The organism is Streptomyces sp. NPDC015532 (assembly GCF_043078065.1).
Classification (GTDB): Bacteria; Actinomycetota; Actinomycetes; order Streptomycetales; family Streptomycetaceae; genus Streptomyces.
This window is the reverse complement of record NZ_JBIBSY010000010.1, coordinates 46,618-62,947: the sequence shown is the minus strand read 5'-3', so window position 1 is coordinate 62,947 and position 16,330 is coordinate 46,618. Positions and strand designations below refer to the sequence as shown.

Annotated in this window: 17 protein-coding genes and 1 pseudogene; 8 read left to right on the top strand and 10 right to left on the bottom strand. The window is 71.5% G+C overall.

Going from position 1 to position 16,330, the window contains the following annotated elements; genetic code table 11:
* Window positions 1-197: 197 nt before the first annotated feature.
* Together ACF07B_RS26950 and ACF07B_RS26945 are read right to left on the bottom strand one after the other, a co-directional pair.
* A complete protein-coding gene (locus tag ACF07B_RS26950; RefSeq protein ID WP_392180822.1) occupies window positions 198-758 on the bottom strand; it encodes a YbaK/EbsC family protein in 561 nt (186 codons plus the stop codon).
* 91 nt (window positions 759-849) lie between these two features.
* Window positions 850-1,422, bottom strand: a complete 573-nt coding sequence (locus ACF07B_RS26945) for a helix-turn-helix domain-containing protein (RefSeq protein ID WP_369484269.1) — start codon at window positions 1,420-1,422, stop codon at window positions 850-852.
* 92 nt (window positions 1,423-1,514) lie between these two features.
* Between ACF07B_RS26945 and ACF07B_RS26940 the strand changes: the two genes are divergently transcribed.
* The gene (locus tag ACF07B_RS26940; protein WP_392180821.1) at window positions 1,515-2,372 is read left to right on the top strand and encodes an EamA family transporter; all 858 of its coding nucleotides are present in this window, start codon (window positions 1,515-1,517) and stop codon (window positions 2,370-2,372) included.
* 97 nt (window positions 2,373-2,469) lie between these two features.
* Here ACF07B_RS26940 and ACF07B_RS26935 read toward each other — a convergent pair whose 3' ends face one another.
* The gene (locus ACF07B_RS26935) at window positions 2,470-3,288 is read right to left on the bottom strand and encodes an acyltransferase (RefSeq protein WP_384234311.1); all 819 of its coding nucleotides are present in this window, start codon (window positions 3,286-3,288) and stop codon (window positions 2,470-2,472) included.
* Between the two features lie 162 nt (window positions 3,289-3,450).
* Between ACF07B_RS26935 and ACF07B_RS26930 the strand changes: the two genes are divergently transcribed.
* On the top strand, window positions 3,451-3,981 hold the full coding sequence (locus ACF07B_RS26930) for a gamma carbonic anhydrase family protein (RefSeq protein ID WP_362407990.1): 531 nt from the start codon (window positions 3,451-3,453) through the stop codon (window positions 3,979-3,981).
* A gap of 73 nt (window positions 3,982-4,054) precedes the next feature.
* Here ACF07B_RS26930 and ACF07B_RS26925 read toward each other — a convergent pair whose 3' ends face one another.
* On the bottom strand, window positions 4,055-4,705 hold the full coding sequence (locus ACF07B_RS26925; protein ID WP_369484272.1) for a DedA family protein: 651 nt from the start codon (window positions 4,703-4,705) through the stop codon (window positions 4,055-4,057).
* A gap of 134 nt (window positions 4,706-4,839) precedes the next feature.
* Window positions 4,840-5,889 carry an NAD-dependent epimerase/dehydratase family protein gene (locus tag ACF07B_RS26920; protein WP_392180820.1) on the bottom strand — a complete coding sequence of 350 codons (1,050 nt, stop codon included), beginning with the start codon at window positions 5,887-5,889 and terminating at the stop codon, window positions 4,840-4,842.
* Between the two features lie 221 nt (window positions 5,890-6,110).
* Here ACF07B_RS26920 and ACF07B_RS26915 point away from each other — a divergent pair, with 221 nt between their 5' ends.
* Window positions 6,111-6,515, top strand: coding sequence for a PaaI family thioesterase (locus ACF07B_RS26915; protein ID WP_392180819.1), 405 nt, complete (start codon window positions 6,111-6,113; stop codon window positions 6,513-6,515).
* Window positions 6,516-6,721: 206 nt separating this feature from the next.
* Here ACF07B_RS26915 and ACF07B_RS26910 read toward each other — a convergent pair whose 3' ends face one another.
* Window positions 6,722-7,174 carry a DUF4442 domain-containing protein gene (locus ACF07B_RS26910; protein WP_362407998.1) on the bottom strand — a complete coding sequence of 151 codons (453 nt, stop codon included), beginning with the start codon at window positions 7,172-7,174 and terminating at the stop codon, window positions 6,722-6,724.
* 183 nt (window positions 7,175-7,357) lie between these two features.
* Here ACF07B_RS26910 and ACF07B_RS26905 point away from each other — a divergent pair.
* From ACF07B_RS26905 to ACF07B_RS26890, 4 genes and pseudogenes are all read left to right on the top strand, one after another.
* Window positions 7,358-7,705: pseudogene (locus tag ACF07B_RS26905) on the top strand (hypothetical protein); the annotation flags it as partial.
* A gap of 156 nt (window positions 7,706-7,861) precedes the next feature.
* Entirely contained in the window at window positions 7,862-8,917 is a 1,056-nt protein-coding gene (locus tag ACF07B_RS26900; RefSeq protein WP_392180818.1) for a hypothetical protein, read from the top strand.
* A 70-nt stretch (window positions 8,918-8,987) separates the two neighbouring features.
* Window positions 8,988-9,437, top strand: coding sequence for a hypothetical protein (locus ACF07B_RS26895; protein ID WP_392180817.1), 450 nt, complete (start codon window positions 8,988-8,990; stop codon window positions 9,435-9,437).
* 192 nt (window positions 9,438-9,629) lie between these two features.
* Entirely contained in the window at window positions 9,630-10,952 is a 1,323-nt protein-coding gene (locus tag ACF07B_RS26890) for an MFS transporter (RefSeq protein ID WP_392180816.1), read from the top strand.
* On the opposite strand, the gene ACF07B_RS26885 is transcribed toward ACF07B_RS26890, so the two are convergent.
* The 3 genes from ACF07B_RS26885 to ACF07B_RS26875 all read right to left on the bottom strand — a co-directional run bounded on the left by ACF07B_RS26885 (window position 10,914) and on the right by ACF07B_RS26875 (window position 14,133).
* Window positions 10,914-11,759 (bottom strand): spermidine synthase, encoded by an 846-nt coding sequence (locus tag ACF07B_RS26885; RefSeq protein WP_392180815.1) that lies wholly within the window; start codon window positions 11,757-11,759, stop codon window positions 10,914-10,916. The genes ACF07B_RS26890 and ACF07B_RS26885 overlap by 39 nt on opposite strands.
* A gap of 106 nt (window positions 11,760-11,865) precedes the next feature.
* Complete coding sequence (gene tuf, locus ACF07B_RS26880) at window positions 11,866-13,035, bottom strand: elongation factor Tu (RefSeq protein WP_362408008.1); 1,170 nt, start codon at window positions 13,033-13,035, stop codon at window positions 11,866-11,868.
* Between the two features lie 363 nt (window positions 13,036-13,398).
* On the bottom strand, window positions 13,399-14,133 hold the full coding sequence (locus ACF07B_RS26875; RefSeq protein WP_392180814.1) for a DNA alkylation repair protein: 735 nt from the start codon (window positions 14,131-14,133) through the stop codon (window positions 13,399-13,401).
* Between the two features lie 50 nt (window positions 14,134-14,183).
* On the opposite strand from ACF07B_RS26875, the gene ACF07B_RS26870 reads away from it, so the two are divergent.
* The gene (locus ACF07B_RS26870; RefSeq protein ID WP_392180813.1) at window positions 14,184-15,053 is read left to right on the top strand and encodes a TVP38/TMEM64 family protein; all 870 of its coding nucleotides are present in this window, start codon (window positions 14,184-14,186) and stop codon (window positions 15,051-15,053) included.
* Between the two features lie 10 nt (window positions 15,054-15,063).
* Here the strand turns inward: ACF07B_RS26870 and ACF07B_RS26865 are convergent, their stop codons facing one another.
* On the bottom strand, window positions 15,064-16,239 hold the full coding sequence (locus ACF07B_RS26865) for a thiolase family protein (RefSeq protein WP_392180812.1): 1,176 nt from the start codon (window positions 16,237-16,239) through the stop codon (window positions 15,064-15,066).
* Between the last annotated feature and the right edge of the window lie 91 nt (window positions 16,240-16,330).

Below are 16,330 nucleotides of genomic sequence, written 5' to 3'. Positions count from 1 at the left end.
CGGCCCGCCGACGCACACGGAGCACCGCCGGCCACCGTACGACCGACTCCTCTGCAGCGCGGCCGGAGACCGGACGGCCGACCCTGAGAAGCAGCGCGGGACCGGCCCGCCGGCGATCTCGAAGCGTCACCGCGCACCGGCACGTCTCTCCAGCGACGGAACGGGCCGGACGCGCACGCCTCACGAGCGGACGTGCGTCAACCGGCGACGCCCAAGCCCTCCAGGACCACCGCGTTCGGCAGTTCCGCGAACACCTTGCCCGGTACCAGGAGTTTGCCGCGACGACGGCCGCTGCCCACCAGTACGTACGGCAGCTCGACGACGGCCGAGTCGACCAACACAGGCCAGTCGCCGGGGAGTCCGACGGGGGTGATGCCGCCGTACTCCATGCCGGTCTCGCCCGTCGCGATGTCCATCGGGGCGAACGAGGCCTTCCGGGCGCCCAGTTGGCGACGTACGGCGCCGTTGACATCGACGCGGGTGGCGGACAGGACGACACACGCGGCGAGCGTGGTCTCGCCGCCCCGCTTGCCCGCGACGACCACGCAGTTGGCGGACGTGTCGAGCAGCTCCTTGCCGTAGTGCTCGACGAAGACGGCGGTGTCGGCCCACTCGGGGTTCGTGTCGACGTAGACGATCTGCTCGGCGGGGGTGCCACCGCGCCACCCGCGCACCGCGTCGGCGACGGGACGGATGAGGTCGTCCAGGCAGTCGGGGGCCGGGAAGGCGTGGTCGAAGTGTCCGATGGGTGCGCGCATGACGGCACGCTAACAGCCCCGCGGACCCGCCCGGCGGGAGCCTCCCGTGCTCGCGGGGACCGGCTCACCAAGGGCGGAAGCGGGCCCGGCCTCAGTGCACGAGCGGGACCGACACGGCCATGACCATCTCGACCGGGACCTCGCCCGCGTTGGCGTACGTGTGCGGGGTGTCGGCCTCGAACGACGCGCTCGCCCCCTGGGGGACGCGGTGCTCGACGCCGTCGACGGTGAGGGTCAGGTCGCCCGTGATGACATGCACGAGTTCGACGGTGCCGGAGGGGTGCGGGTCGGAGGGGCTGCCCTCGCCCGGCATGAGCCGCCAGTCCCACATCTCCAGCGGGCCGGGCGCCTCGGTGCCCGCCAGCAGCCGGTTGTAGCTGCCCGCTTCGGTGTGCCACAGCCGTACGGCCTGGTCGGCGGGGACGATCCGGACCCTGGGCCCCTGCTCGTAGTCGAGGAGGGTGGTGATGCTGACGCCGAGCGCGTCACCGATCTTGACGACGGTACCCAGACTGGGGTTGGTCCTGGCCTGCTCGATCTGGATGAGCATGCCGCGGCTGACTCCGGCGCGAGCGGCGAGCGCCTCCAGGGTGAAGCCCCGCTCGGTGCGCCAGCGCTTCACATTGCGCGCCAGGGATTGAGTCAGCAGGTCGAGGTCCGCCACATTCCGTCCAATATTTTGAATGACAGAGTTCAATCCGGTGAACTATCGTAGGGTGCACCTGATCGTTCACCGAACTGTACTGCGAGGCCCTCGTGACAGCACTCTTCGCCCTGGCCACCAGCCTCCTGTGGGGCCTGGCCGACTTCGGCGGAGGTCTGCTGACCCGGCGCAGCCCCGCTCTCACGGTGGTCGTCGTGTCCCAGTCGATCGCCGCGGTGGTCCTCGGCGCGATCGTGCTGGCCACCGGCGCCTGGAGCACGGCGGGCCCGCAGCTCTGGTTCGCGGTCGCCGCGGGCCTGGTGGGCCCCGTCGCGCTGCTCTCCTTCTACAAGGCGCTCGCCCTCGGGCCGATGGGCGTGGTCTCGCCGCTCGGCTCACTGGCCGTGGCCGTCCCCATCGGCGTCGGCCTGTTCCTCGGGGAGCGTCCGGGACTGACACAGATCGCGGGCATCGCGGTCGCCGTCTCGGGAGTCGTGCTCGCGGGCGGACCCCAGCTGCGGGGCGCGCCGGTGCAGCGGCAGGCGATCCTGCTGACCCTGATCGCGGCCGCCGGCTTCGGCACGGTGTTCGCGCTGATCGCGGAAGCCTCGTCGTCGGTCACCGGGCTCTTCCTGGCACTGTTCGTCCAGCGCGTGACCAATGTCGTCACCGGCGGCGCGGCTCTGGCCTTCTCCGTCCGACGCGGCGCCGCGGCCCTTCCCGGGGACGGATTCCCCTGGGCCTCCCTGCCCGCGCTCGCCTTCGTGGGTCTGGCCGACGTCGCGGCCAACGGCACGTACTCGGTCGCCGCCCAGCACGGCCCGGTCACCGTCGCCGCCGTCCTCGCCTCGCTCTACCCGGTGGTCACGGCCCTGGCCGCGCGCGGTGTCCTCAGGGAACGGCTGCGAGGGGTGCAGGCCACCGGAGCGGCGCTGGCACTGGTCGGCACGGTCCTGCTGGCCACCGGCTGAGGCGGCTCGCCGGTCCTGCCGCCGACCGGCCGGCCGGGCCGGTTCCGGCCCTCCGGAGGGCACCACGGGGGCAGCGGGCCGGTCCGCCGCTCCGCGGTCAGGACTCGGCGCGGACGTCCCCCGACTGCGCGTGCACGTCCCCCGCCGCGTCCCGCGGGTCGAGGTCCAGCTCGGCGAGCCGCGCGATGGTCTCCTCGTCCAGTTCCGCGAGCGCCTGGAGCTGCCCGGGAGTCACCCCGTCGGGGATGGGCACCGGCGGCGGTGTGCGCAGCGGCGGCTGCCATCCGGCGACCGGGTCCCAGCGCCGGACGACCTTCGCGGGAGCTCCGGCGACGACGGAGTGGTCCGGCACCGAACCGCGTACCACCGCACCCGCGGCGACCACGACGTTCCGGCCGATCCGCGCCCCGGGAAGGATCACCGCACCGGTCCCGATCCAGCAGCCGGGGCCGATCTCCACGGGCTCCATCCGCGGCCACTGCTTGCCGATGGGCTCGTGCGGATCGTCGTACGAGTGGTTCGTGGAGGTGACGTACACATAGGGCCCGAAGTAGCAGTCGCTGCCGATCGTGACCGTCGTGTCGGCGATGACATGGCTGCCGCGGCCGAGGACCACGCCGTCCCCGATGCGCAGGATCGGGTCGGGGCCGAGGTCCAGGTCGGGCATCAGGCCCGCGGTCAGCGTGACCTGCTCGGCGACGATGCAGTACGAGCCGAGGTGGATCCAGGGTTCGCCGAAGACCGTGCCCAGCGGGAAGGCCAGTCTGGTGTTCTCCCCCAGGGCACCGAAACGGAAGCGGCCCGGCCGCTCGGCCGAGACCGTACCCGCGCGCCGCACCCAGGCCCAGCCCGCGTGGACGGCGCGCTGCGCGAGGCGTCGCCGCCATGATGAGAACGTGTTCTTGCTCCTGGACACCCGCTCACGGTACTCAGCGCGGGACGGGTGGACGCGGCCGGACGCCTGTGATCTTCGCCCTACCGGAGGTACTCGGAGGTACTCGGAGGTGCCCTGAGGCGATGACATACGGTGCCGGTGTACGCAGAGGGCCGGACCACGAGACGACGAGACGGTGACACGGTGACGACGCATCAGGCGCTGATCAAGGGGATCGGCGGCAAGGATCCGCAGGTCGACGAGGAGGCGTTCGTCTCCCCCACCTCCGTGGTCATCGGAGACGTCACGCTGGGGGCGGGCGCGAGTGTCTGGTACGGCGCGGTGCTGCGCGCCGACTGCGGCCCGATCGTCATCGGCGCCGGCAGCAATGTGCAGGACAACTGCAGTCTTCATGTGGACCCCGGGTTCCCCATCACCGTCGGGGAGCGGGTCTCGGTCGGCCACAACGCCGTGCTGCACGGCGCCACCGTGGAGGACGACTGTCTGATCGGCATGGGGGCCACGGTGCTCAACGGGGCCGTGATCGGGGCCGGCTCGCTCGTGGCCGCGCAGGCACTGGTGCCTCAGGGGATGCGGGTCCCGCCGGGCTCACTCGTCGCGGGTGTCCCCGCCAAGGTCAAGCGCCCGCTGACCGACGAGGAACGCGAGGGCCTCTCACTGAACGGTGTCTTCTACGTGGAACTGGCGAAAGCGCACCGCGACATCCACGAGTAGACCCGGGGACGTACGAGGGTACGAGCGCCGCTCTACGCGGCGGCGCGCATCGCGGGAGCCGCGAGAGACCGCTCTACTCGGCGGCGGGGACGGGCTCCGTCTCCGCCGTGGCGTGCTGCGTCGCGGCCTGCTTGGCCTTGCGGCGGACGATCAGCATCGAGGCGAGACCGACGAGGACCGCGGCGACCAGGCCGAGCCACGAGAAGCGCTTGAGCCAGGACTCGGCGACGACGCCCACGTAGTAGATGACGGCGGTGGTGCCGCCGGCCCAGATGATGCCGCCGAGGACGTTGGCGATCAGGAACTTCCAGTACGGCATCCGCAGCACACCGGCGAGCGGTCCCGCGAAGATCCGCAGCAGGGCGATGAAGCGGCCGAAGAAGACGGCCCACATGCCCCACTTCTGGAAGGAACGCTCGGCCGTGGCGACATGGGCCTCGCCGAAGTGTCTGGGGAACTTCGCGCCGAGCCAGGCCAGCAGCGGGCGTCCGCCCTTGCGGCCGATGGCGTAGCCGATGGAGTCGCCGATGATCGCCCCGAGGCTGGCGCACACGCCGAGGATGACGGGGTTGATGCCGCCGTGCTGCGAGGACAGCAGCGCCGCCGAGACCAGGACGATCTCTCCGGGCAGCGGGATACCCAGGCTCTCCAGGCCGATGACCAGGGCCACGAGCGCGTAGATACTGACCGCAGGCACCGTTTCGAGCCAGTCCTGGACGTGCAACGCCGGTTCCTCCCGTTTCGGTGTACGTGACCCGGGCGACCGCGTTTCGCATGATCACCGAGGTGCGCTTCCCCGGAGCGCCCGCCGGAGAGCCTACCTGCTCGTGCTGAACGGCGGCCCGGACGTGGGGCTCGTCACGTCCGCCGCCGCCAGCTCTCGTAGTGGTCGAGCAGGGTCTCCTCGACCGGTCGGTAGCTGATTCCCAGTTCCCGCACGCTGCGGCTGTTGTCCACGCGGAACCGGATGCCGAGGTGCTTGCGGATGTAGTCCTGGGTCAGTCCGAACGCCGGGCCGAGGATGCGGACCGGCCAGTGCGGGAGCGCGGTGCGGGGCAGCCGGAGGGTTCGGGGGTACCGGCCGCGGATGACGCGTGCCATGTCGTGGAAGGACGTCATCGTCTCGGCCGCCACGATGTACCGGCCCTTGGCACCGTCGTGCTCCGCCGCCGCGATGTGCGCGTCCGCCACCTCGCGGACGTCCGCCGTGGTGAAGCTGAAATCGGGTGCGCCGTAGAAGAAGTAGCCCTTGAACAGTTCGTCCAGCAGGAACAGGCTGCCCGATTCGGACGCGGGGGTGAGTGACGGGCCGAGGACCAGACCGGGGTTGACGGACACCAGGCGCCAGCGGTCCTGGGCCGCCTCCGCCTCCCAGGCCGCGCGTTCCGCGAGCGTCTTCGCGTAGTGGTACGGGTTGTTCTCGACCGTGCTCGTGGTGTTGAAGTACCTCTCCGACAGGACACCGCCGTCCATGCTCCGCACGTCGACGTAGTCGCCGAAGATCGCGCCGACGGTGGAGGTGAGGACGAGTTTCCCGACGGTCGGTGTCCGTTCCACTCCGGCCAGTACGTTGCGTGTGCCGAGCAGCGCCGGGTCGACCATGTCGCGGTGGCCGTCCTTGATCCTCTCCGGCATCAGGAACGGCGACGCCACATGGAAGACCACGCCGCAGCCGCTCATCGCCGCGTCGAAGGAGCCGTCGGCCAGCAGATCCGCCTCGAACAGCTCGAGCCTGCCGGGAAAGGCCTCCTGCATCTCCCGGAGCGGCGACACCTTCGCCGCGTTCGCGGTCGTTCGTACGGTGGTGTGGACCCGGTAGCCCCGTTCCAGCAGCCGCCGCACCAGATGACTCCCGACGAACCCGCTGCCACCGGTCACCAGAACGGCACCCCGCCCGCCTGCACCCACGCGCGCACTCCTCTGATCCCGGTCCCCGGCTCAGGCCTTCGGGCGGTGTGCGCACCGCCCGAAGGCCAGAGTCGGGCATGGACGGCCGGAAGGGAACAGGTGCTCGGCGGACCACCGGATCGCACGCGGACTCCGCTCCGCCGGAACACCCGCTGACCGCAAGGGGAGTTGATAGAAAGGATCATCGACTTCCGTCCCACCCCTCCCACAAGGAGTCCGATGTGACCGTCACCGCCGAGGACATCTACGCGATGGCCCCGTACGCCAGGACCCTGGGTGTCCGCTTCACCGCCCTGTCGGCCGAGGGCGTGGACGCCGAACTCGACTTCGTGCACGAACTGTCCACCGCGGGAGGCGGGTTGCACGGGGGCGCGCTGATGGGCCTGGCCGACGTCGCCTCGGCGGTGTGCGCCGGGCTGAACGGCCCCGCGGGCGCCGTTCCCGCCACCACCACCTCCACCACGCATTTCCTGCGGCCCGTGCGCGAGGGGGCCGCGTACGCGAAGGCCCGGGTGCTGCGGGTGGGCCGCGACACGGCGGTCGTGGAGTGCGACATCGAGGACGACCGGCGTCGGCTCTGCACCCGGGTCACCCAGACGGTGAGCATACGGGTGCCGCGCGGCTGAACGGGCCGGTACGGGTCGGCGACGGAGTCCGTGCGCGGGTCGGCACGGCGCGTCCGCGAACACACGTCGGCCCCGGGTCCGCACGCGGGCCGACGCCCGGGTCCCGCACGGCGGCGGTCCCGCCACCCGCGCGAACGGCCACGTGACGGCCCGGGGCCCCGATCGGCTCGCACTCCCCGATCAGGGCCCTGCGGGCGGAGCGGGTCTCAGCCGTTCGGACGGAGCGTCCAGATGACCGTCATCTCGCCGGTCACCGCGCCGTCGGCGCGCCGGATGGCGATGGCGACGGGGAACTCGGGGCGCTGACCGGCGTCGAGCTCGGCGACGACGTCGGCGGCGGGGCGGCCGAGCGTGGCGGTGGCCGTGACGGGGCCCATCGCGAGCTTCTTGTACGCGATCTCGGCGCTGACCGCGAGCGGCACGGCGCGGGAGAGCTGGTCCCCGAAGGCAGCGAGCACGATCGCCCCGCTCGCCGACTCCCCCAGCGTGAACATGGCCCCGGCGTGCGGTCCGCCGACGTGGTTGTGGAAGTCGCCCTGGTCCGGGAGCGCCACGACGGCCTTCTCCGGAGTGGTCTCCACGAACTCGAGGTTCAGGGTCCGGGCCATCGGCACGGTCGCGGCGAGCATCTCGCCGATCGTCATCTGGTCTGCGCTCATACCGCGATGTTACCCATGAGTAGCAACCCTTGGCCAGCCCTCCCGTCCGGCGCGGAAGTCGATCAGCACGGAGGTCGATCAGCACGGCAGACCGAGCCGCACTCCGGTACGGGCCTGACGAGACGCGGTGACGGAAACGTTTCACAGGCGCCGTTGACGTGACCGCCCATGCGGCCAGGACAGGCGAAGAACACCGACGAGGTCGCCATGAATCAGGTCCCCTGGTGGGTGTTCTGCGGCTACACGCGGCCGGACAAGAAGAGCCTGACCTCCGGCAGGAAGGCCGAGCCGTACACCACGGATTCGGGTATCACCGGGAGCGTCGCCCGGGCCCGCTCCGAGAACACTCCCCGGAAGGGGAAGTGCGCGAGCGACGGCAAGGCCGTCACGTTCGGATTCAAGAACTCCGCGGGCGACTTCGTGGCGTGGAACCTCTACGGAGCCACCGGCGTGAGGGACGAGATCCCCGACGCGACCGTCCTGAAGATCCTGAGCACCGTCCGCCTGCACGGCGACCCGACGGGTTCCTGAGCCGGGATCAGTCGGCACGCCAGGACGGGACAGAGGCCCCGGCCGGGATCAGGTGGAGTTCCGAGCCGGGATCAATGGGACAAGTGGCATGCCTGCGCGGTCGTTTCGGGGACCGCCGTGGCACCCGGGTCAGGGGCCCCTCTATCGTTACCAGCCATGTGGCCAGGACAGCAGCCGCCCGGGGGCGAGCAGAATCCGCAGGACCAGAACCCGTACCAGCAGCCGGGGTACCAGCAACCGGGGTACCAGCAGCCCAACCCCTACCAGCAGCCCGGATACCAGCAGTCGGGGTATCCGCAGCCCGGTCCGTACGGACAGCAGCCGGGGCAGCCGCAGTGGGGAGCGCCGTCGGATCCTCTCGGCATGCCCCAGGCGCCCGGGGGCGGCGGCGGTGGCAACAAGACGAAGATCACCGCGATCGTCGCGGCCTCGGCGGTCGTGATCGCGGCCGGAGTCACCGGATTCCTCGTCCTGGGCGGTGGCGACAAGGACGACAAGGCCGGGGGCGACCCGTCCGGGTCCCCGAAGACGTCGGCCTCCACGTTGGCGAGCGCGAGTGCGAGCGCGAGCGCGGCCAACCCGCGCGGCGGCGACGACGAGAAGGCGACGATCGACGGCTGGAAGGTCGTGGTGAACCCGAAGTGGGGCACCGCCTTCGACGTACCGGCGGACTGGAAGGTCGAGACCCCCGGCACCTTCATCTTCTTCGAGGACAAGAAGAAGGGTGACGGTTCCGCCCTGATCGGCATGTCCGCGCCCGCCATCCTCAAGGAGAAGTGGTGCACCTCCGACGACGACAAGGATGGCCGCACGGACGACTCGTCGCTGGCGGCCGCGGGCACCAAGGGGCAGAGCGGCGCCAAGAACACCGACGACGTCGCGCGCAACGACTCGGCCTGGTGGGTCTTCGGCGGATACACGGACCAGAAGACCGCGTCGAAGAAGCTGCTCAGGATCGGCAAGCCCAAGGCGTACACGACGGCTTCGGGCGTCAGCGGCAGCGTCGTGACCACGTACTCGAGCGGCGTTCCCAAGAAGGGCAAGTGCGACTCCGACGGCGCCGCGACCACGTTCGCCTTCAAGAACTCGGCGGGCGACTTCGTCTCCTGGACGCTCTACGAGGCGAAGGGCGTGTCCGGCCAGGTCCCGGGCGCGACGGTGGCGAAGATCTTGAGCACGGTGCGCCTCTCGAAGAACGCACCCACCGAGTGACGGAAGACCAGTCAAATTACTTGCTGGTAACGTTCGTGGCCACCGTCAACTCCATTGCACAGGGGGACACATGCTCATCAAGCGCGCCATGCTCACCGGCGCCGCGGCAGCCATCGCCGTCATTTTTCCTTTGACCGCCTCGCCCGCCTGCGCCGCGGGTTCGCGGGACACCCTGCACGTCGACACGGCCTGGGGCGAGGCCACCGGTTACTACACCTGGACCAGCCCCTGGTCGATCAGCCCCCTCAAGCTGCACCTGCAGGACCAGAAGTCGGACGGCCACAGTGTCGGGGTGCGGGTCATCACGAACAGCCACAACCGGGGCGTCACCTACTGGACCATGCACAAGGTGACCGGGGGCTACCTGTCGTCCGACGGCTGGGACACGTACGTGAAGTTCGAGGATCACGACAACATGTCCTCGGCCAGGATGCAGATGTGCCTCCTGGAGAAGGACGAGATCCTCTCCTGCGGTGAGGACGTGTCGAAAAACCCGGGCAACTGGGACAACAACAGCTGACCGAGTTCAAGCGTCCGGGCCGGTGTCCGCGGACACCGGCCCGGCGTCGTCTCCGGTTTCCGGCGGGCGGTGGTCCGGCAGTGCGGTGAGCGACCGCGCAGAGGCCCGGTCCACCGCTCGGGTTTCCGCACGGCGCCCGGAGCGCGTGCGCCGGGTTTGGCAAGTCGAGCCCACGGCGGCGATAGTCTCCCGGTGACCTCAGCCCCCGGCCTCGCCCGACCCTCCCGCCGCCCCTCCTGGGCGGGCCGGAACTACACCCTCCTGACCGCCGCCGCGGTCGTCACCAACCTGGGCAGCCAGGGCGCGCTGATCGCCGCGGCGTTCGCGGTGCTCGCGGCGGGCGGCGACGGAGGCGATGTCGGCCTGGTGGCCGCGGCGCGCACGCTGCCGCTGGTGCTGTTCCTGCTGATCGGCGGAGCGGTCGCGGACCGGCTGCCGCGGCATCGGGTGATGGTCACGGCCAATGCCCTCAACTGTGTGTCGCAGGCGGCGGTCGCCGTCCTCGTGCTCTCCGGTGATGCGCACCTGTGGCAGATGATGCTGCTGTCCGCGCTCGGCGGCACCGGGCAGGCCTTCTTCAACCCGGCCGCCGAGGGCATGCTCATGTCCTCCGTCCGCGGTGAGCAGGCGAGCCGCGCGTTCGCCATGTTCCGGATGGCGATGCAGGGCGCGGGTCTCGGCGGAGCGGCCCTCGGCGGAGCGCTGGTGGCCGTGATCGGACCGGGCTGGGTGCTCGCCGTGGACGCGGTCGCCTTCGCGGTCGCCGGTGCGCTGCGTGCCTTTCTCGACGTGAGCCACATACCGCCGCGTGAACCGGGCGGCGGCCTGCTCGCCGACCTGCGCGAGGGCTGGCAGGAAGTCGTCGGACGGCCCTGGCTGTGGACGATCGTCGCGCAGTTCTCCGTGGTGGTCGCGGTCGTCGGAGCCGCGGACGCGGTCTACGGTCCGCTGGTCGCCCGGGACAGTCTGGGCGGGCCGGGACCCTGGGGCCTGGCGCTCGGCGCCTTCGGTGCCGGGACCGTGGGCGGCGCGCTGCTCATGACCCGCTGGAAGCCCCGCCGCCTGCTGCTCGCGGGTACCTTGTGCGTCTTCCCGCTCGCGGCACCCGCGGCCGCCCTCGCGGTCCCCCTGCCGGTGGGACCCCTGTACGCCGTGATGTTCGTCAGCGGTCTGGCCATAGAGGTCTTCGGTGTGTCGTGGATGACGGCGCTGCACCAGGAGATCCCCGAGGACAAGCTCTCGCGGGTGTCTGCGTACGACTGGTTCGGCTCGATCGCGATGGTCCCGCTGGCCACGGCACTGGCGGGCCCGGCGGAGCAGACCTTCGGCCGGACGCCCGCGCTGTGGGGCTGCGCGACATTCGTCGTGGTGGTCACGGCGGCGGTGCTGTGCGTCCCGGACGTCCGGAATCTGACACGGCGGTCCCGGGCGGTGGCGCAGGGCGCTCCCGCCGCGGTGTCCGTCACGGAGCACGCCTCAGCCGATGCCGAAGGACCCGCCGGGCGGCTCGGGTGAGGGAACCGCGTCCTCGTCGCGCACCGGAGCGGCCCCGCCGATGAAGTCCCGCAGCGCGGGGCCGTGTTCGACACGGGCCGGGAAGGCGTCGGCGGCGGTACGGCGGGCCAGGGCGGACGTGTCGAGCGGCTGGTGGGAGGCCACGAGCACGGCGTTCCCGAAGCGCCGGCCGCGCAGCACGCCGGGTTCGGCGATGAGGGCGATCTCCTCGAACACCGTGGAGAACGTGGCGAGCTGGGAGCGCAGGAAGGCGAAGGGCGCCGCGTCCGCGAGGTTGGCGAGGTAGACGCCGTCGGGGCGCAGCACGCGCTCGGCGGCGTTCGCGTAGGCGGTGGACGTCAGATGTGCCGGCACGCGCGAGCCGCCGAAGACGTCCGCGATCAGGATGTCCGCGGAGTCGGGGGCGGCGGCCTCGATCCAGGCGCGGGCGTCGGCGCGGTGCAGTGCGATGCCCGTGCCGCCGGGTACCGGCAGACACTCGCCGATCATGGCCAGCAGGCCCCGGTCCGCCTCGATCACGTCCTGGCGTGAACCGGGCCGGGTGGCCGCGACGTAGCGGGGCAGGGTGAGCGCTCCGCCGCCGAGGTGCAGCACGTCCAGGGCGTGACCCGGCCGCGCCACCGTGTCCAGCACGTGCCCGAGGCGCCGGGTGTACTCGAACTCCAGGTGCGTCGGTTCGTCCAGATCGACGTACGACTGGGGCGCGCCGTCCACGGTCAGCAGCCATGCCCGCTCGCGGTCGACGTCGGGCATCAGCTTGGCGGTCCCGTGATCCACGGCCCGCGTCACGGGTATCGGCTCGTCCACGGGTCCATTGTGCGGTACCCACCGCGACGCGAACGGGCGGGCCGCGGCGACGAGAACGGGGCCCGCCATGGTGTGGCGGGCCCCGTGTCCCTGGTCCGGCCGTGCGTCAGCCGACCGACGTCACCGTCCCGGCGCCGACCGTGCGGCCGCCCTCACGGATCGCGAAGCCGAGGCCCGGCTCCAGCGGCACCTCACGGCCGAGCTCGACGGTCATGACGACGGTGTCGCCGGGCCGGGCGACGGCCGCCTCGCCGAGGTCGACGTCGCCGACCACGTCAGCGGTGCGGATGTAGAACTGCGGCCGGTACCCGGTGGAGACCGCTGTCGTACGGCCGCCCTCGCGCGTCGACAGGACGTACACCCGCGCCGTGAAGCGGCTGCTGGGTACGACACTGCCGGGCGCGGCGACGATGTGCCCGCGGCGGACCGCGTCGCGGGGCACACCGCGCAGCAGCAGCGCCACGTTGTCGCCGGCCTGCGCCTCCTCCATGGGCTTGCCGAAGGTCTCCAGGCCGGTGACCACCGTGTCGACGCCGGCGCCGAGCACCTCGACCCGGTCGCCGACACGGATCGTGCCGCGCTCCACGGCACCGGTGACGACCGTTCCGCGTCCGGTGATGGTGAGCACGTTCTCGACCGGCATCAGGAACGGCGCGTCGAGATAGCGCTCGGGCATGGGCACATAGGTGTCCACGGCGTCGAGCAGCGCGTCGATCGCGGCCGTCCACCGGGGGTCCCCCTCCAGAGCCTTGAGACCGGACACCCGTACGACGGGTACGGAGTCGCCGCCGTAGCCCTGCGCGGAGAGCAGCTCGCGGACCTCCAGCTCGACGAGGTCGGCGAGCTCCTCGTCCGCCATGTCGGCCTTGTTGAGGGCGACGACGATGTGGTCGACGCCCACCTGCCGGGCGAGCAGGACGTGCTCGGCGGTCTGCGGCATGATCCCGTCCAGCGCGGACACGACGAGGATCGCCCCGTCGAGCTGGGCCGCGCCGGTGACCATGTTCTTGACGTAGTCGGCGTGGCCCGGCATGTCCACGTGCGCGTAGTGCCGGGTGTCGGTCTCGTACTCGACGTGCGCGATGTTGATGGTGATGCCGCGGGCGGCCTCCTCCGGCGCGCGGTCGATGCGGTCGAACGGGACGAAGGTGCCGGATCCCCGCTCGGCGAGGACCTTGGTGATGGCGGCGGTCAGGGTGGTCTTGCCGTGGTCGACGTGACCCATGGTGCCGATGTTCAGGTGCGGTTTGGTGCGCACGTAAGCCGTCTTGGGCATGGCTGTACCTCGAAGCCTCTTCGGTGTCAGCGGAGCTGAGTGATGGCCCCGGCGCATACGGGCCGGGACGGGGACCCCGAGGACTTCCCGACCCTCCCCCTGCGGGGTCCGCCGGACAATCCGGGAAGGGTCAGCTTCGGGCGCCGTCGACGGCTGCCGTGATGATCTGGACGGCAGCCTTCGGCGCATCCGCGACTGCGGATGCTGCGAGGAGGAAGGCGTACCGGAACATGAGGAGATCATCGCCGACGCGTCTGCCCACGTCGAATGGTTTTCGCCGCCCGCGGCCCGGTGCGGTGCGGGCGGTACGAACGGTGCGGGCGGTACCTCGTGAGCCCTCGGGGTGCGAGGGCACCCGCTGTCTCAGGGACCGATGTTCTTGAGCGCCTCACGCACGGACAGGGGCGCGAGTGCCGCCCGCCGCGCGGCCACGAAGTCCCGTACGGCGCGCGGGTCGGTCTTGGCGTATTCGCGCAGACACCATCCGATGGCCTTGCGGATGAAGAAGTCGGGATGGCCGGACTGCCGCACGCAGTACGCGAAGAGACGCCCGGTGTCGGTGGCCTCCTTGTACCGGAGCTGATGGAGCAGCGCCGTACGGGCGATCCACAGATCGTCGTCCTCGATCCAGGCGTCCATGTCGGTACGCAGTCCCGGGTCGGCGGCCACCAGGCCTCCCACCACGTGCGCGGCGAGCGCGTCGACGGTGTCCCACCAGGAGACGGTGGAGACGAGATGCCGGGCCACCGGCAGGAAGCCCGACGACAGGCGTGTCACATGGCGGCGCAGATAGTCGACGGCGAAGTACTGGTACTCGCGTTCCGGCAACCGCCAGCAGCGCAGGGCGAGCGCGGTGCAGTCCCGCTCGTCGGGCCGGGCGGTGTCCAGGAGCACGGTGCGGGACAGGGCGCGGCGCTCGGGTGTCGTCAGCCCGAGGAAGGGGGCGATGTCCTTCATGTACGCGCGCGTCGACGCAGCCCGTCGAGGGTCGGCCGCCGCCGGATACACGGTCGTGAGCCGTTCCAGGAGCGTGTCCGCGAGGACGCTGTCCGGCACGTCGAACCGCGCTCCCGACGTTCCGGAAGCTGTGACGCCCATGAGACGAACCATACGGCGATCACACACACGCGTCGGCTAGTGTCACCGGAATGCTCGATGCCACCACCCGCTCTGGGGGCACCGCCACGGCCACTCCCCAGGCCGCCGCCACGGAGCTCACCGTCGCCACCGACCTGGTCGTCGGCCCGGAGATCACCGTCGCCGCACCCGCCGTCCCGACCGCCGCACCCGTCGTCCCGACCGCCGTACGCGCCGAACCGGCCTCCCGCTTCCTGAGAGCACTGCTCTCGCCCTGGTCGCGGCTCTCGCTGCTGGTCGTGCTGCTCGCGGCGGCGGCGTCGAGCGTGTTTCTCTTCGACCCGCAGCGGCTGCTGGCCGACGGCTGGCCGCCCCAGCTCGGCGGCGCCGCGGCGGCCGTCGCGTTCGCCGTGGCGTACGGGCTGTGCACGCTCGCCTTCGTGCCCCGGCCACTGCTCAATCTGGCGGCCGGCGCCGTGTTCGGCTCCCAACTGGGGCTGGGGACCGCGCTGGTGGGCACGGTGCTCGGCGCGGGGGCCGCTTTCGGGCTCGGCCGGGTCCTCGGGCAGGACGCCCTGCGACCGCTGCTGCGGGCCCGCTGGCTGAAGGCCGCGGACGGCCAGCTCAGCCGGCACGGCTTCCGCTCCATGATGGTGGCCCGGCTGTTCCCCGGTGTGCCGTTCTGGGCCGCGAACTACTGCGCGGCCGTGTCCCGCATGGGCTGGCTGCCCTTCCTGGCCGCGACGGCGCTCGGCTCGATCCCGAACACCGCCGCGTACGCCGTCGCCGGTGCCCGCGCGTCGTCACCGACCTCCCCGGCGTTCTTGATCGCGATGGCCCTGATCACGGTCCCGGCCCTGGTCGGAACGGTGGTGGCCTGGCGCAAGCGCCACCACCTGCGCGGCCGCCGAGGCCCGCTCGACACCGCTACGGAGGCATGACCCGCGTCCGCTACGGACGTACGGCTTCCAGGATCATCGCGTTCGCCAGTCCGCCCGCCTCGCACATCGTCTGGAGCGCGTAGCGGGCGCCCCGGGCGCGCATCGCGTGGACGAGGGTCGTGGTCAGGCGGGTGCCGCTCGCGCCGAGCGGGTGCCCGATCGCGATCGCTCCGCCGTGCACGTTGACCTTCGACAGGTCGGCACCCGTCTCCTGCTGCCAGGCGAGAACGACGGCGGCGAAAGCCTCGTTCACCTCGAAGAGGTCGATGTCACCGAGGTCGAGACCGGCCTTGCGCAGCACCTTCTCGGTGGCCGGGACGACGCCGGTGAGCATCAGCAGCGGGTCGGAACCGGTGACGGCGAAGCTGTGCAGCCGGGCGACGGGCCGCAGGCCGAGGCGGGCGGCTGTCTCGCCCGACGTGATGAGCACCGCGGAGGCGCCGTCGTTGACCGGGCTCGCGTTCCCGGCCGTGACGGACCAGTCGATCTGCGGAAAGCGCTCGGCGAAGCCCGGGTCGTAGTACGCGGGCTTCAGCCCGGCGAGTGTCTCGGGGGTGCTGCCGGGGCGGACGCTCTCGTCCCGGACCAGGCCCTCCAGGGGCGCGACCTCCGCGTCGAACAGGCCGCCGTCCCACGCCTGTGCCGCCTTCCGGTGCGAGTCGATCGCGAAGGCGTCCATCCGCTCGCGGGCGATGCCCCACTTGGCGGCGATGAGCTCGGCGCTGATGCCCTGGGGCACCAGTCCCTCGGGGTAGCGCTCCGCGACCCCGGGCCCGAAGGGATCCGCGCCCTCCGGCACGTTGGACCACATCGGCACACGGCTCATCGATTCCACGCCGCAGGCCACGACCATGTCGTACGCCCCCGACATGACGCCCTGCGCGGCGAAGTGCACCGCCTGCTGCGACGAGCCGCACTGGCGGTCCACGGTGGTCGCGGGGACCGTCTCGGGGAATCCCGCGGAGAGCATGGCGTAGCGGGTGGTGTTCATGGCCTGCTCGCCGACCTGGTCGACCGTGCCGCCGATGACGTCGTCGATCAGCGCCGGGTCGATCCCGGAGCGCCCGACGAGCGCGCGAAGGGTGTGGGCGAGGAGTTCCACCGGGTGGACGTGGGCGAGCGAACCGTTCGCTCTGCCCTTGCCCACGGGGGTGCGTACGGCTTCGACGATCACGGCGTCACGCATGGGATGCCTCTCAGGTCGGTCGGATCTCTGAGGTCGGGGAACCGGCGACCGGGCGGGACCGGTCACCCGAAGTGAGTGAGTTGGATTTCCA

Bases quoted from the DNA above. Each gene is read 5' to 3' on its own strand.
- ACF07B_RS26950 (WP_392180822.1), bottom strand. From the start codon at position 758: ATGCGCGCACCCATCGGACACTTCGACCACGCCTTCCCGGCCCCCGAC.
- ACF07B_RS26910 (WP_362407998.1), bottom strand. From the start codon at position 7,174: ATGAGCGCAGACCAGATGACGATCGGCGAGATGCTCGCCGCGACCGTG.
- ACF07B_RS26900 (WP_392180818.1), top strand. From the start codon at position 7,862: ATGTGGCCAGGACAGCAGCCGCCCGGGGGCGAGCAGAATCCGCAGGAC.
- ACF07B_RS26895 (WP_392180817.1), top strand. From the start codon at position 8,988: ATGCTCATCAAGCGCGCCATGCTCACCGGCGCCGCGGCAGCCATCGCC.
- tuf (WP_362408008.1), bottom strand. From the start codon at position 13,035: ATGCCCAAGACGGCTTACGTGCGCACCAAACCGCACCTGAACATCGGC.
- ACF07B_RS26875 (WP_392180814.1), bottom strand. From the start codon at position 14,133: ATGGGCGTCACAGCTTCCGGAACGTCGGGAGCGCGGTTCGACGTGCCG.
- ACF07B_RS26870 (WP_392180813.1), top strand. From the start codon at position 14,184: ATGCTCGATGCCACCACCCGCTCTGGGGGCACCGCCACGGCCACTCCC.
- ACF07B_RS26865 (WP_392180812.1), bottom strand. From the start codon at position 16,239: ATGCGTGACGCCGTGATCGTCGAAGCCGTACGCACCCCCGTGGGCAAG.